We start from the raw sequence: 13,956 nt of genomic DNA, 5'->3' as shown, positions 1-13,956 counted from the left end.
TGGCTTTCTGGGTTAATCCTTTTGTAGATAAACCTCAGCGAAGCCCCAGCCGACGGGCCAATCGGCTGAGGTTGGCACGGTCCAGACCCAGCTCGCGCGCCGCTGCCGCCCAGTTGTCCTGATGCCGTTGCAGGCACGCTTCGATCACCTGGCGCTGGTAGCTGTCGACGGCCTCGCGCAGGCCACCCTCGGGCAGGTTGGCTAGCGACAGCGGCGGGGCAGGGAGGGGCGTGGCTGCGGCCGCCGGTGCCGTTGTACGCACGTCCAGGTCGCTGGCCTCAAGGGTCAGGATACGTGGTCGGTCGGGGTGTTGGCCCAGCGCCTTGAGCGCCGAACGGCCGATCAGGTGTTCCAGTTCGCGCACGTTGCCAGGCCAGGCATACGCCAGCAGCGCGGCCTGGGCCTCACTGCTCAGGCGCAGGCTGTTCAGGCCCAGGCGCGAACGGTTCTGTTCGAGGAAGTAGCCGGCCAATAGCAGCACATCACGCCCACGTTCGCGCAGTGGCGGTACCTGCAGCGGGTACACGCTGAGGCGGTGATAGAAGTCGGCGCGGAAGTTGCCGTTGCGCACCTCGGCCGCCAGGTCACGGTTGGTGGCGGCGATCAGGCGCACGTCCACGCGGTGCTCGCGGTCCGACCCCAGGCGTTGCAACTGACCGCTTTGCAAAACGCGCAGCAGCTTGGCCTGCACGGTCAGCGGCAGTTCGCCGACTTCGTCGAGGAACAGCGTGCCGCCGTTGGCCAGTTCGAACTTGCCGCGGCGCTCGCCGTGCGCGCCGGTGAAGGCCCCGCGCACATGGCCGAACAGCTCACTTTCCACCAGTGTGTCCGGCAGGGCTGCGCAATTGAGGCTGACCAGCGGCTGGTTGGCGCGGCTACTGGCCTGGTGCAGGGCTTGTGCCACCAGCTCCTTGCCAACACCGGTCTCGCCGGTGATCAGTACGGTCAGGTCGCTGCCACCGACCAGGCGGATCTCTTCCACCAGGCGTTTGTGGGCCGGGCTTTGGCCGATCAGCTCCTGGTTCTGGCCACTGGCCTGGCGGTAGATTTCGGCGCGGTGATGTTCGTCTTCGGCGCGCAGGGCCAGGTGTTGGATACGCTCGGCCACGGTTACGGTCGCGGCGGCCAGGCTGGCGAAAGCTTGCAGGGCGTCCAGCTCCAGGCTCTGGAACTGCCCCGGCGTCAGCGCATCGAGGGTGACCAGGCCCCATGGGCGCTCATCGACCATCAGCGGGCAGCCCATGCAGTCGTGAACTTCGAGCGAGGCCGCGACCGCGGTCACCAGGCCATCGTAGGGGTCGGGCAGCTCGGAATCGCTGGCGAAGCGGGTGGGCTCCGGGCGGCTGAGCAGGACCTGGAAGCGCGGGTGTTCGCTCACCCGGAACCGCCGGCCGAGGGTATCGGGGCTCAGCCCGTCCACGGCCAGTGGCACCAGCCATTCCCCGTCCAGGCGCAGCAGCGCGGCGGCATCGCATGGCAACAGGCTGCGCATGGCCTGCAACAGGCGGCGGTAGCGCTCCTGGTCGGGTAGTTCGCGGGACAGGTCGCTGACCAATGGCAGCAACGTGGTGAGCAATGGCTTTGAGGTCATATGGACTCCATTAGGTCGATATGACTATACGTCGTGGTGAGTCGTTTTGACATGGCAATACGCAAGTGACTGATTTAATTGGAAATTTAAGTTGGCACGATTGCTGTAATGACCCAGGCAGTCATTTTAAGCCCTAGGCCCAGGAGTCACCGTAATGCTCAATGCCGACCAACGCGCGATCATCAAGGCCACCGTCCCCCTGCTGGAAAGCGGGGGGGAAGCGCTGACCACTCACTTCTACAACATGATGCTCAGCGAGTACCCGGAGGTGCGTCCGCTGTTCAACCAGGCCCACCAGGCCAGCGGCGACCAGCCGCGCGCGCTGGCCAACGGCGTGCTGATGTATGCCCGTCACATCGACCAGCTGGAGCAACTGGGTGGCCTGGTCGGGCAGATCATCAACAAGCACGTCGCCCTGCAGATTCTGCCGGAGCACTACCCGATCGTCGGCAGTTGCCTGCTGCGGGCCATCGAGGAAGTGCTGGGCAAGGACATTGCCACCCCGGCGGTGATCGAGGCCTGGGGCGCTGCCTATGGTCAGTTGGCCGACATCCTGATCGGTGCCGAAGAAAACCTTTACCAGCAAAAGGAAGCGGCCGAGGGTGGCTGGCGCGGGAACCGCGAGTTCCGCCTGGTGCGCCGCGAACAGGAAAGCAGCGAAATCGTTTCGTTCTACTTCGCCCCTGTGGACGGCAAACCGGTGCTCAAGGCTGAGCCCGGGCAGTACATTGGCCTGAAACTGAACATCGACGGTGCCGAACAGCGCCGCAACTATTCGCTGTCGGCGTTGTGTGACGGCAAGGAGTACCGCATCAGCGTCAAGCGCGAGGCGGGCGGCAAGGTGTCCAACTACCTGCATGACCAGTTGCAGGTTGGCGATACCCTGCAACTGTTCCCGCCAGCAGGTGACTTCACCCTGGCAGCCAGTGCCAAGCCGCTGGTACTGATCAGTGGCGGTGTGGGCATTACCCCGACCCTGGCGATGCTGCAGGCCGCCCTGCAAACCGGCCGTCGGGTGCATTTCATTCACTGCGCACGCAATGGTGCGGTGCATGCCTTCCGCGACTGGATCGATGGCCTGGCGGCGCGCCACCCGCAGCTCAAGCGCTTCTACTGCTATGCCGAGCCGGATGGTAGTGCGGCCGATGCCGTCGGTGTGCTGAGCGAAGACCTGCTGGCCGAGTGGCTGCCGCGTGAACGGGACGTGGATGCTTACTTCCTCGGGCCAAAGGGCTTCATGGCGGCGGTCAAGCGCCAGCTCAGGGGCCTGGGCGTGCCGGAACAGCAGAGCCGCTACGAGTTCTTTGGGCCGGCGGCGGCGCTGGAGTGATGTAGCGGCTGTACGGGCCTATCGCCGGCAAGCCGGCTCCCACAGGGACTGAACAGCTTTTGGGGCTTGTAATGTTCCCTGTGGGAGCCGGCTTGCCGGCGATAGGGCCGGTGCAGGCTTATGCATTTCCAGCGGCATGCCCCGCATCGCACCTTTGTGCCTATATATAAAGGAAAGATGAAAGCACCAGCGCCGCTTTCATTCTTAATCATCCTTTAATCACGGTATCCTTCACTCCCGGGTGTCGAGGGGCTAACCCCTGCGCGGCGCTCGGGCAGTGGTTTTTTGCCGCCCGCCGTTGAACCGACCTCGTTCTGGCCGGTCTCAGCCACACCGGATAGCCCTGCGCAGCGCTATCACGCCGCTTCCTCGACACGCTCACAGGCCCCGCCCAGCGTGTAGACTTGCGCCAGGGCAGGCGGACCACGCTGCCACTTTCCATCGAAGGAACCGGTAATGAACGAACAAACATCGCGCCTGAATCGGGAACGGCGCTTTCTGGTGCTGCTGGGCCTGATCTGCATTTCGCTGATCGGCGGCGCGCTCTACATGCAGGTGGTACTGGGTGAGGCGCCGTGCCCATTGTGCATCTTGCAGCGCTATGCACTGCTGTTCATTGCCGTGTTCGCTTTTATCGCGGCGGCCATGCCTGGGCGCAGTAGCCTGACCTTCTTCGAGGCCCTGGTCGTGCTCAGTGCTATCGGCGGAATGATTGCGGCCGGCAACCATGTGTATATACTCGCCAACCCGATGGTCAGTTGTGGTATCGATACGCTCCAGCCGATCGTCGATGACCTGCCGCTGGCCAAGCTGTGGCCATTGGCATTCCAGGTCGATGGCTTCTGCAGCACGCCATACCCACCGATCCTCGGTTTGTCGCTGGCGCAATGGGCGCTGGTTGCCTTCGTTCTGACCGCTGTGCTGGTGCCGCTCGGCATCTACCGAAACCGCCGCCAGGCTTAGACAAAAGTCCCGATTTGGGTGGGGTCTTTTACAGGCCGCGAGAACAGGGAAAAGTTGCCGACCGCTTGATCTGGATCAATCTCAAAGCCTTGCAGTATGCGGCTTTGAGGCCTGGCAAGCGGGGTGCGACAAACTGTCGCGAAGTTGAATAATCAGTCGTCATTGTTGCAGATTCTGTAAAAGACTGTTGCTCAATAAGTCATAGTCAAGGGTTGGCGACCTAACTACAATCGCCCCCAATTCCCGTTCGGCACTGCTTGCGAGTCGCAGGATTGAAGGAAGCCCCAGCGCTTCTTTTTGCTGACTTCGTCAAGTTTCGCCCAACGGCGATACCGGGCGGACCCCCCTCCGCGTTTTCCCGCACCAAATGGACTTGGTCTGAAGTACAGGCCTGTTGCCTACGAAACCATAAGCACCGCTAACCCGCTTGAGCCAAGGTCCTGCAGTCAGACCCAGGCAGGAGCGAGTACGGGCGCGACATGCCTCACTTGGCAGGACGAAGTGTTGGCTACCAAAACACAAATTGCATTGAAGCAAGCTGATCTAGAGGTCGTGAGATGAGTAAAAAGCGTTACCCCAGACTGTTTGGCATATTGCCCTTTTTAGGCATGCTTTTACTCAGTGGGTGCAACTGGACCCTGCTCGACCCGAAGGGCCAGGTCGGCATTGAGCAAAAGAACCTGATCCTGATCGCTACCGGGCTGATGCTGCTGGTGGTGGTGCCCGTGATCATCATGACCCTGGCGTTCGCCTGGAAGTACCGTGCTTCCAACAAGGCTGCCACCTACACCCCTGACTGGTCGCACTCGACCAAGATCGAGGCCGCGGTGTGGATCATCCCGATCCTGATCATCATCGCCCTGGGTTACGTCACCTACAAGTCCACCCACAAGCTGGATCCGTACCGTCCGCTGGACTCTGACGTCAAGCCGGTACAGATCGACGTGGTCGCGCTGGACTGGAAGTGGCTGTTCATCTACCCGGAGCAGGGCATTGCCACGGTCAACAAGATCGTCTTCCCGGCTAACACCCCGGTCAACTTCCGCGTCACCTCCGACGCCGTGATGAACTCGTTCTTCATCCCGGGTCTGGGCGGCCAGATCTACGCCATGGCCGGCATGACCACCAAGCTGCACCTGATCGCCAACGAAAACGGCGAATTCGACGGTATCAGCGCCAACTACAGCGGTGCTGGCTTCACCGGCATGAAATTCAAGGCTACTGCCACTTCCCAGGAAGACTTCGACAAGTGGGTCGCCGAGGTCAAGCAGTCGCCGAAGAAGCTGGACAAGGCCGAATATGAAGCCTTGGCCAAACCAAGCGAAAACAACCCAGTCGCGCTGTATAGCGAGGCCTCGCCAGAGCAGTTCCAGCTGATCGTAGACAAGTACGAAGGCATGAACCGCGGCCGTAGCCACGAAGAAGCTGGCAGCAAAGATCTGGCCACAACCAAGGGTGTGGAATCGAGTATGCAACCAGCTGCCGGTGCAGAGGAGTAAGAGATGTTCGGTAAATTAAGCCTGGAGGCGATACCCTATCACGAGCCGATAGTCATGGTGACGCTTGCCATGATCGCGCTCGGCGGTATCGCTGTCGTCGGTCTTATCACCTATTTCCGCAAGTGGACCTACTTGTGGAGCGAGTGGCTGACTACTGTCGACCACAAAAAGATCGGCGTGATGTACATCATCGTCGCGATGGTCATGCTGCTGCGCGGCTTTGCCGACGCCATCATGATGCGTACCCAGCTGGCTGCCGCAACCGGTGGCTCCGAAGGCTACCTGCCGCCTGAACACTATGACCAGATCTTCACCGCCCACGGTGTGATCATGATCATCTTCATGGCGATGCCGTTCTTCACCGGCCTGATGAACCTGGCGGTTCCTCTGCAGATCGGTGCACGTGACGTTGCCTTCCCGTTCCTGAACTCCCTGAGCTTCTACCTGCTGCTGGCAGGCGTGCTGCTGGTCAACATCTCGCTGGGCGTTGGTGAATTCGCCAAGACCGGCTGGGTTGCCTATCCGCCGCTCGCAGGCATCCAGTACAGCCCTGGGGTAGGTGTCGATTACTATATCTGGGCGCTACAGCTATCCGGATTGGGTACGACGCTTACCGGCGTGAACTTCCTCGTCACCGTGATGAAGATGCGCGCACCTGGCATGAAGCTGATGGACATGCCGATCTTCACCTGGACCTGCACCTGGGCCAACGTCCTGATCGTTGCATCGTTCCCGATCCTGACTGCTGCACTTGCGCTGCTGACTGTTGACCGTTATCTGGACTTCCACATTTTCACCAACGAGCTTGGTGGGAACCCGATGATGTACGTCAACCTGTTCTGGGCGTGGGGTCACCCTGAGGTTTACATCCTGATCCTACCGGCCTTCGGCGTGTTCTCGGAAGTGACTTCGACGTTCTCTGGCAAACGCCTGTTCGGCCACCACTCGATGATCTACGCATCGGGCGCGATCGCCATCCTTGGCTTTGCGGTATGGCTGCACCACTTCTTCACCATGGGTGCCGGTGCCAGCGTCAACACCTTCTTCGGCCTGGCGACGATGCTGATCTCCATCCCGACCGGTGTGAAGCTGTTCAACTGGCTGTTCACCATGTACCAGGGCCGTGTGCGCTTCACCCCGCCAATGCTCTGGACCCTGGGCTTCATGGTCACCTTCTCCATCGGTGGCATGACCGGCGTACTGCTGGCCGTTCCGGGTGCTGACTTCGTTCTGCACAACAGCCTGTTTGTTATTGCGCACTTCCACAACGTGATCATCGGTGGCGCGGTATTCGGCTACATCGCCGGTTTCGCCTTCTGGTTCCCGAAAGCCTTCGGCTTCACCCTGAACGAGAAGTGGGGCAAAGCTGCCTTCTGGTTCTGGCTGTCGGGCTTCTACGTTGCGTTCATGCCGCTGTACGCCCTGGGCTTCATGGGCATGACTCGTCGTCTGAACCACTCCGACAACCCACTGTGGGAACCCTACCTGTACGTAGCCGTTGTCGGCGCCGTGCTGATCCTGTTCGGTATCGCTTGCCAGCTGATCCAGCTGTACGTTTCGGTCCGCGACCGCAACCAGAACCTGGACGTGACCGGCGACCCATGGGGCGGCCGTACTCTGGAATGGTCGACTTCTTCGCCACCTCCGTTCTACAACTTCGCTCACATGCCTGAGAAAGTTGGCCTGGACTGCTGGCACGAAGCCAAGGAAGAAGGCGTTGCGTACAAGGTTCCGGCCAAGTACGAAGCCATCCACATGCCGAGCAATACTGCTACCGGTCTGTTCATGGGCCTGTTCCTGACCGTCTTCGGCTTCGCATTCATCTGGCACATCTGGTGGCTGGTGGGCGCGAGCCTGGTTGCAACCATCGCTGTCTTCGTTCGCCACGCTGCACGTGACGACCAGGGCTACATGGTTCCGGCCGAAGAAGTGGCGCGCATCGAAGGCGAGCGTATGAAAGCGCTGGCCAAAGCAGGTGCTCTGCCTGCCGGCGCACGTGTCGAATCGTTTGAGCGGGTGTAATCAATGTCCAGTCAAGTAATGCACGGCGGCGCAGCTCATGGTCACGACCATGGGCATGACGACCACCACCACGACTCGGGCCAGATGACCGTATTGGGTTTCTGGCTGTACCTGATGACCGACTGCATCCTGTTTGCGTCGCTCTTCGCCACCTACGCGGTGCTGTCCGGCAGTTTTGCCGGCGGCCCGTCGGGTCACGACATCTTCCAGCTCGACTTCGTAGCTGTTGAAACGCTGTTCCTGCTGCTGTCCTCGATCACCTTCGGCTTCGCCATGCTGAAGATGTTCGATGGCAAGAAAGCAGGTGTACTGGGCTGGTTGGCTGTGACCTTCCTGTTCGGTGCAGGCTTCATCGCGATGGAAATCTATGAATTCCATCACCTGATCGGCGAGGGCTTCGGCCCGCAGCGCAGTGGCTTCCTGTCGGGCTTCTTTGCCCTGGTAGGTACCCACGGTCTGCACGTGACTGCTGGTCTGATCTGGATGGCAATCATGATGTACCAGATCAACAAGCACGGCATCACGCCGACCGCCAAGACCCGCATGAGCTGCCTGAGCCTGTTCTGGCACTTCCTGGACGTGGTCTGGATCTGCGTATTCACCGTCGTTTACCTGCTGGGGGTTCTGTAATGGCTAACGCACACGACACTCATCACGAAGGTAATCACGGCAGCGTCAAGTCGTACATGATCGGTTTCGTACTGTCGATCATCCTGACCGCGATCCCGTTCGGCCTGGCCATGACCGCCAGCCTGCCGAAGAACCTGACCGTTCTGATCATCGTTGCCATGGCCGTGATTCAGGTAGTTGTGCACCTGGTGTACTTCCTGCACATGGACCGCTCGAAAGAGCAACGCAACAACGTATCGACGTTCCTGTTCACCACGCTGGTGATCGCACTGCTGGTCGGCCTGTCGCTGTGGATCATGTTCAGCATCCACTTCGAAATGCTGGCCAAGTGAGGTAAGACTGCATGTCCGTTAAGCACTTTATCCAAATCACCAAACCGGGGATCATTTTCGGTAACGTGCTTTCCGTGGCAGGCGGTTTCTTCCTTGCCTCGAAGGGCCATGTGGATTTCGCCCTGTTCCTGGCGGCGGTGATCGGTACTTCGCTGGTGGTGGCGTCCGGGTGCGTGTTCAACAACTGCATCGACCGTGACATCGACCACAAGATGGAGCGCACCAAGAACCGCGTGATGGTTCAGGGCGGCATGTCGCTGCCCCTCGCGCTGATCTACGCCACCCTGCTTGGGGTGGCGGGTTTCAGCCTGCTGTATGTCCAGGCCAACCCGCTGTCGGCGTTCTGCGCAGCAGTAGGGTTCGTCGTCTACGTCGGCTTCTACAGCCTGTGGCTGAAGCGCAAATCGGTGCACGGCACCTTGGTCGGCAGCCTGTCGGGTGCCATGCCTCCGGTGATCGGCTACTGCGCCGTGAGCAACAGCTTCGACCTGGCTGCGGTAACCCTGCTGGTGATGTTCAGCCTGTGGCAAATGCCGCACAGCTTTGCCATTGCCATCTTCCGCTTCAAGGATTACAGCGCTGCCAACATTCCGGTGCTGCCGGTGGCACGCGGCATTCTCGCGGCGAAGAAGCAGATCGTGCTGTACGTACTGGCTTTCGTGCTTGCTACCTTGATGCTCACCCTCGGCGGTTACGCCGGCCTCGGCTACCTGGCCGTGGCAGCTGCCATGGGCCTGTACTGGCTGTACATGGCCTGGGGTGGCTACAAGGCCGAGGACGACAGCAAGTGGGCGCGCAAGGTGTTCGGCTTCTCCATCCTCACCGTCACTGCCCTGAGCGTGATGATGGGTGTGGACAGCCAAACCGCTGCGGACGTGCTGATGACATACGCACGCTGAAATAGCTGCCTGTTTCACGAAAACCCCGGCCATGTGCTGGGGTTTTTTTATGGGTGTTTTTCCTGTGCCGGCCTTTTCGCGGGCTTGCCCGCTCCCACAGGTACGGCGCAGGTCCCAGGGGCTGCGGGTAACCCTGTGGGAGCGGGCGAGCCCGCGAAGAGGCCAGCGCAGGAAAACATAAATCCTGTATTTTCAAAAAATACTTCTGAAAAGATCCAAAAAAACAGGAATTTGTCCTTTACAGGTATCCTGTCTCGGCACTATCTTCTGATCCAGGCCGCCACATCGGCCAGCGTCGCTCGGACGGTTCCGGGCGCTTACGTTCTCAGAGGAAACCATGGCCAACCCAAGTTCGCCGCGCCGCTTTGCGCGCATCGATCGTCTCCCCCCTTACGTCTTCAATATCACTGCCGAGCTCAAGATGGCTGCCCGCCGCCGTGGCGAGGACATCATCGACCTGAGCATGGGTAACCCCGATGGCGCCACGCCGCCGCACATCGTCGAGAAGCTGGTGCAGGTTGCCCAGCGTGAAGACACCCACGGCTATTCCACCTCGCGCGGAATTCCGCGCCTGCGCCGGGCCATCTCCAACTGGTACAAAGAACGCTACGACGTCGACATCGACCCGGAGCACGAAGCCATTGTCACCATCGGCTCGAAGGAAGGCCTGGCGCACCTGATGCTGGCCACCCTCGACCAGGGCGACACCGTGCTGGTGCCCAACCCCAGCTACCCGATCCACATCTACGGCGCGGTGATCGCCGGCGCCCAGGTGCGCTCTGTGCCGCTGGTGCCGGGGGTGGACTTCTTCAACGAGCTTGAGCGCGCCATTCGCGAGTCGATACCCAAGCCGAAGATGATGATCCTTGGCTTCCCGTCCAACCCCACCGCGCAGTGCGTGGAGCTGGACTTCTTCGAGCGTGTGGTGGCACTGGCCAAGCAGTATGGTGTGCTGGTGGTGCATGACCTGGCCTATGCCGACATCGTCTATGACGGCTGGAAAGCCCCGTCGATCATGCAGGTGCCGGGCGCCAAGGACATTGCGGTGGAGTTCTTCACCCTGTCCAAAAGCTACAACATGGCGGGTTGGCGCATTGGCTTCATGGTCGGCAACCCCGAGCTGGTCAATGCACTGGCGCGGATCAAGAGCTACCACGACTACGGCACCTTCACCCCGCTGCAGGTGGCGGCCATCGCTGCCCTGGAAGGCGACCAGCAGTGCGTGCGCGACATTGCCGAGCAGTACCGCCAGCGCCGCAACCTGCTGGTCAAAGGCCTGCACGAGCTGGGCTGGATGGTCGAGAACCCCAAGGCGTCGATGTACGTCTGGGCGAAGATCCCGCCGGCGTATGCGCACTTGGGGTCGCTGGAGTTTTCCAAGAAGCTGCTGGCCGAGGCCAAGGTATGCGTGTCGCCGGGCATCGGTTTCGGTGATTACGGCGATGATCATGTGCGCTTTGCCCTGATCGAGAACCAGGACCGCATTCGCCAGGCCATTCGCGGCATTCGGCAGATGTTCCGGGCCGACGGGCTGGCTCGCAAGTAAGCTTTAGGGGCCGCTTTGCGGCCCATCGCGACACAAGGCCGCTCCCACAGGGACCACGCAGCATCCGGAAGCTGCGCTGTACCTGTGGGAGCGGCCTTGTGTCGCGAAAGGGCTGCAAAGCAGCCCCAGGGTCTTCAGCCGGGCGAGCTTTCCGCCTGCATTCCAAACCTCAGCCAACCTACCTTCGGCACTCATTTCTCACCAAAGAGATCGCCCCCATGAGTGTCTTCACCGCCTATTTCTGCGGCACCGGCTCGCACCGCTTCGACCACGCCAACCCCAACTTCTGGAACGGCGAGCTGGTTTCGACCCTGGCCAGCAACGAGCAGGGCCACGAGTTCGCCCATTGGATTGCTGTCGATGGTCCAGGCAGCGGCAACCTTCAGGATGATAACCTGTTCGTGGAACCTGGTGGCTATTACAACTGGACCGGGCAGCTGTTTGGCCGCGGCTGGGAAGAAAACGTCAACCACGTGCTGCAGGTGATCAAAGGCGAAAGCAACTGGCAGCGCAACGAACTGAGCAAGGAAGAATACGAGCGACTGAAGCAAGCCGGGGTGCCGATACCGGATGCCGGGTCTGCGGCCTCATGGTTCTGGCGCAACTACAGCTACGGCGCCCGCCACCCAACACCGCAGCAATTGCAGGAGGGCATCATCAGTATGTTCCGCAAGCCGCGCCTGCCGACCCAGGTCAACCTGGTGGGCTGGAGCAGGGGAGGGATCAGTTGCCACATGCTGGCCAATGCCATGGCACAAGACCCTGTAGTGCGCGACATACCGGTGAACATCTTTGCCATCGACCCGGTACCGGGGGTTGGCAATGTGCAGCAGCAGCGGGTCAGCCTGGCCGGCAACGTGAAGGAGTACGTGGGGTTCTATTCGCGGGATGAGCGTTCCAAAGGGTTTGCCTGCGTGGTTCCTGCCGTGGCGAGCACCACACGCATCTGCATTTATCCAATGCCTGGCCGGCATGCCACGCTGGTAGGCAACGCCTCGGTTGACGGCGCGGGCGCGGGCAAGGCGTTGGCTGAACCGGGGTTGATCGTTCGCCACTTCGCCGAAGTCTGCCTGGCCCGCTGGGGTGTGCAGTTGGGCAAGCGCCTGGCGTTGACCGACAGCCAGTTGATGCAATATCACCAGCAAATGGCAGCGGCGGATGACCAGTACCAGGCCATGCGAAATGCGTCCTATACCGTGCTCACCGAGGGTGAGAAGGACGACCGCCTGGTGCACTGTGGTCAAGCGCCCATGCGCTTCAGCGAGGTGCAGGGCGCAGCCTACGAACCCAGCACGGGCCTGGCCTTGCAGCGCTGGGACGCCGACACTTACAAAGCCATCTGCTAGCGGTGCCAGGCGGCCGGATCAGCGGCAATTTTTTTGCATTGCCCCCCTATCCAGCCGCCCCTGCTTGGACTGAGAATGGCGCCGCGGGCCAGACCCGATAACAACAACCTTCCCTCCGTGCCATCATGTCCGAATACAACCCTTGCCTTGACTGCGGCGCCTGCTGCGGGTACTTCCGTGTGTCTTTCTTCTGGGGCGAATGCCAGTCTGCCGGGGGCGTTGTCCCGGATGACCTGGTGGTGCAGGTCAACCCTACCCGTGTGGCCATGATCGGCACCGATGCCAAGCCTTGCCGCTGTATCGCCCTTCAGGGCGAGGTTGGCAAAGAGGTGGCCTGTACCATTTATGCCAACCGCTCCAGCCCCTGCCGTGAGTTCGAGGCGTCGTGGGAGGGTGGGGTACATAACCCCAGTTGTGACGCTGCCCGGGCAGCATATGGCCTGCCACCGCTGACACCGCCTGGGGCCAACGAGCCGCATTGGCCGGATGATGGGGCCGAGGTGGCCTGACGCTTTTTCGCTGGCCTGCACTGGCCCTATCGCCGGCAAGCCAGCTCCCACAGGTACTGCGCAAAGCTCAGGTCTTGGGTCGCCATGGGCTGCGCAGCAGCCCCGGGATGCCGTAACCTCGCGCTTGACGTTAAACTGTCATCTCCCCAGCAATGGACAGGAGATCCGGCGTGACCCCACCCCGCAGTTTCCCCAGTGACCTCTGCCTCGACAGCCCGCGCCTGCAACTGCGCCCCATGCGCCATGCCGATGCCGCGCAGTGGCTGGCGATCATGGCCGACCCCGAGGTCATGCGTTATTGGCACCATGCCCCTTGGCAAAACCTGGCCGAGGCCGAAAGCGCCCTGGCCGCCGACCGCGAAGCCTATGCCAATGGCGACCAGCTCAAGCTGGGTATGTACCGCCGTGACAATGGCGAGCTGATCGGCATGGTCCAGCTGTTCAACATCGACGATGTTTCCCGCCGCGGCGAGATCGGCTACTGCCTGGCCAGCGCCGTACAGGGTAGGGGCTACATGGACGAAGCGCTCACCTGCTTCATCGATTACCTGGCGAACACCCTGCACATGCGCCGCCTGGAAGGCGAGATCGACCCGCGTAACCAAGGCTCGGCGCGCACCCTCGAACGTCAGGGCTTTGTGTTGGAAGGCACCCTGCGGGCGCGCTGGTGCGTGGCCGGTGAGTTGTCCGACTCCGGCATCTATGGTCTTCTGCTTGAGCCTCCGGTCGCCTAGGAATTTGCCCTTTGCCCGTTTTCTACCTGAGCATCAGCCTGCTGCTGTACTTGCTCGCCCTGTTCTTCAACGGCGCGCACATGAATGGCGGGCATCACATGCCGGCGCTGCAGATGCTGCTGTACGGGCCATGGGGCTTGCCCTTCGGCTTGCACCAATGGTTTGCCAACCCCCTGCTGGCGTTGGCCATCCTTGCCCACCGGCGCTTTCGCCGGCTGGCATTGCTGGCCGGGTTGGCGGCGGCTTACCTGGCGGGCAGCAGCTTCGGCATCACCCGTCTGCCGGATAACCAGACTTATGAATTCCATGACCTGAGCGGGTTTGGTGCCGGCTTCTACCTGTGGCTGGCGGCGATGGGCGTGTTTTGCCTGGGTCAGGCCTGGCATTGCTGGAAGGCCCGCAGCGCTGAGGACATGCCCGGTTGGAACTGGCTTGATGTGGCCTTGATTGCGGCGTTGGGTGTGGCGGTTTATGCCGCCACACAGATGCCAGCGCTGCAATTCGAGCCGGGCAAGGTGCTGATGCCGCCGGTGCAACCCCAGACGCTTTGATACC

General features: G+C 61.2%; 13 protein-coding genes. 12 read left to right on the top strand and 1 reads right to left on the bottom strand.

The genetic code is table 11. The annotated features are described in order from the left end of the window. Positions 1-34: 34 nt before the first annotated feature. The gene (gene norR / locus ACF8SD_RS01885) at positions 35-1,591 is read right to left on the bottom strand and encodes a nitric oxide reductase transcriptional regulator NorR (RefSeq protein ID WP_392483463.1); all 1,557 of its coding nucleotides are present in this window, start codon (positions 1,589-1,591) and stop codon (positions 35-37) included. A gap of 154 nt (positions 1,592-1,745) precedes the next feature. Between norR and hmpA the strand changes: the two genes are divergently transcribed. From hmpA to ACF8SD_RS01825, 12 genes are all read left to right on the top strand, one after another. Then, positions 1,746-2,921 carry an NO-inducible flavohemoprotein gene (hmpA, locus tag ACF8SD_RS01880; RefSeq protein WP_392483462.1) on the top strand — a complete coding sequence of 392 codons (1,176 nt, stop codon included), beginning with the start codon at positions 1,746-1,748 and terminating at the stop codon, positions 2,919-2,921. Between the two features lie 456 nt (positions 2,922-3,377). Next, positions 3,378-3,884: a disulfide bond formation protein B gene (locus ACF8SD_RS01875; protein ID WP_173887633.1), complete on the top strand. Its 507-nt coding sequence runs from the start codon at positions 3,378-3,380 to the stop codon at positions 3,882-3,884. Between the two features lie 557 nt (positions 3,885-4,441). Then, complete coding sequence (cyoA, locus tag ACF8SD_RS01870) at positions 4,442-5,383, top strand: ubiquinol oxidase subunit II (RefSeq protein WP_054890292.1); 942 nt, start codon at positions 4,442-4,444, stop codon at positions 5,381-5,383. A gap of 3 nt (positions 5,384-5,386) precedes the next feature. Beyond that, entirely contained in the window at positions 5,387-7,405 is a 2,019-nt protein-coding gene (gene cyoB, locus ACF8SD_RS01865; RefSeq protein WP_009685201.1) for a cytochrome o ubiquinol oxidase subunit I, read from the top strand. 3 nt (positions 7,406-7,408) lie between these two features. Continuing rightward, positions 7,409-8,035: a cytochrome o ubiquinol oxidase subunit III gene (cyoC, locus tag ACF8SD_RS01860; RefSeq protein ID WP_029886722.1), complete on the top strand. Its 627-nt coding sequence runs from the start codon at positions 7,409-7,411 to the stop codon at positions 8,033-8,035. Then, positions 8,035-8,367, top strand: a complete 333-nt coding sequence (cyoD, locus tag ACF8SD_RS01855) for a cytochrome o ubiquinol oxidase subunit IV (protein WP_003248599.1) — start codon at positions 8,035-8,037, stop codon at positions 8,365-8,367. The genes cyoC and cyoD overlap by 1 nt, the downstream gene beginning before the upstream one ends. 11 nt (positions 8,368-8,378) lie before the next feature. Next, entirely contained in the window at positions 8,379-9,266 is an 888-nt protein-coding gene (gene cyoE, locus ACF8SD_RS01850) for a heme o synthase (protein ID WP_029886721.1), read from the top strand. 337 nt (positions 9,267-9,603) lie between these two features. Beyond that, positions 9,604-10,812 (top strand): alanine transaminase, encoded by a 1,209-nt coding sequence (gene alaC, locus ACF8SD_RS01845; RefSeq protein WP_392483461.1) that lies wholly within the window; start codon positions 9,604-9,606, stop codon positions 10,810-10,812. A gap of 218 nt (positions 10,813-11,030) precedes the next feature. Next, positions 11,031-12,158, top strand: coding sequence for a hypothetical protein (locus tag ACF8SD_RS01840; protein ID WP_392483460.1), 1,128 nt, complete (start codon positions 11,031-11,033; stop codon positions 12,156-12,158). 125 nt (positions 12,159-12,283) lie between these two features. Continuing rightward, positions 12,284-12,667: a YkgJ family cysteine cluster protein gene (locus tag ACF8SD_RS01835; RefSeq protein ID WP_029886718.1), complete on the top strand. Its 384-nt coding sequence runs from the start codon at positions 12,284-12,286 to the stop codon at positions 12,665-12,667. Positions 12,668-12,837: 170 nt separating this feature from the next. Beyond that, positions 12,838-13,401: a GNAT family N-acetyltransferase gene (locus ACF8SD_RS01830; RefSeq protein ID WP_009681616.1), complete on the top strand. Its 564-nt coding sequence runs from the start codon at positions 12,838-12,840 to the stop codon at positions 13,399-13,401. An 11-nt stretch (positions 13,402-13,412) separates the two neighbouring features. Then, a complete protein-coding gene (locus ACF8SD_RS01825) occupies positions 13,413-13,952 on the top strand; it encodes a hypothetical protein (RefSeq protein WP_125855768.1) in 540 nt (179 codons plus the stop codon). The last annotated feature ends 4 nt before the right edge of the window (positions 13,953-13,956 follow it).

Origin of the sequence: Pseudomonas sp. CJQ_9 (assembly GCF_043106615.1) — a bacterium.
Taxonomy (GTDB): domain Bacteria; phylum Pseudomonadota; class Gammaproteobacteria; order Pseudomonadales; family Pseudomonadaceae; genus Aquipseudomonas; species Aquipseudomonas juntendi.
Note: the sequence above shows the minus strand (reverse complement) of the source record. Positions and strands in the feature narration are given on the sequence as shown.

What these genes read in the sequence shown, in the direction of transcription:
- ACF8SD_RS01835 (WP_029886718.1), top strand. Translation starts at nt 12,284, where the DNA reads ATGTCCGAATACAACCCTTGCCTTGACTGCGGCGCCTGCTGCGGGTAC.
- alaC (WP_392483461.1), top strand. Translation starts at nt 9,604, where the DNA reads ATGGCCAACCCAAGTTCGCCGCGCCGCTTTGCGCGCATCGATCGTCTC.
- cyoB (WP_009685201.1), top strand. Translation starts at nt 5,387, where the DNA reads ATGTTCGGTAAATTAAGCCTGGAGGCGATACCCTATCACGAGCCGATA.
- ACF8SD_RS01840 (WP_392483460.1), top strand. Translation starts at nt 11,031, where the DNA reads ATGAGTGTCTTCACCGCCTATTTCTGCGGCACCGGCTCGCACCGCTTC.
- cyoC (WP_029886722.1), top strand. Translation starts at nt 7,409, where the DNA reads ATGTCCAGTCAAGTAATGCACGGCGGCGCAGCTCATGGTCACGACCAT.
- cyoE (WP_029886721.1), top strand. Translation starts at nt 8,379, where the DNA reads ATGTCCGTTAAGCACTTTATCCAAATCACCAAACCGGGGATCATTTTC.
- cyoD (WP_003248599.1), top strand. Translation starts at nt 8,035, where the DNA reads ATGGCTAACGCACACGACACTCATCACGAAGGTAATCACGGCAGCGTC.
- ACF8SD_RS01875 (WP_173887633.1), top strand. Translation starts at nt 3,378, where the DNA reads ATGAACGAACAAACATCGCGCCTGAATCGGGAACGGCGCTTTCTGGTG.
- norR (WP_392483463.1), bottom strand. Translation starts at nt 1,591, where the DNA reads ATGACCTCAAAGCCATTGCTCACCACGTTGCTGCCATTGGTCAGCGAC.
- cyoA (WP_054890292.1), top strand. Translation starts at nt 4,442, where the DNA reads ATGAGTAAAAAGCGTTACCCCAGACTGTTTGGCATATTGCCCTTTTTA.
- hmpA (WP_392483462.1), top strand. Translation starts at nt 1,746, where the DNA reads ATGCTCAATGCCGACCAACGCGCGATCATCAAGGCCACCGTCCCCCTG.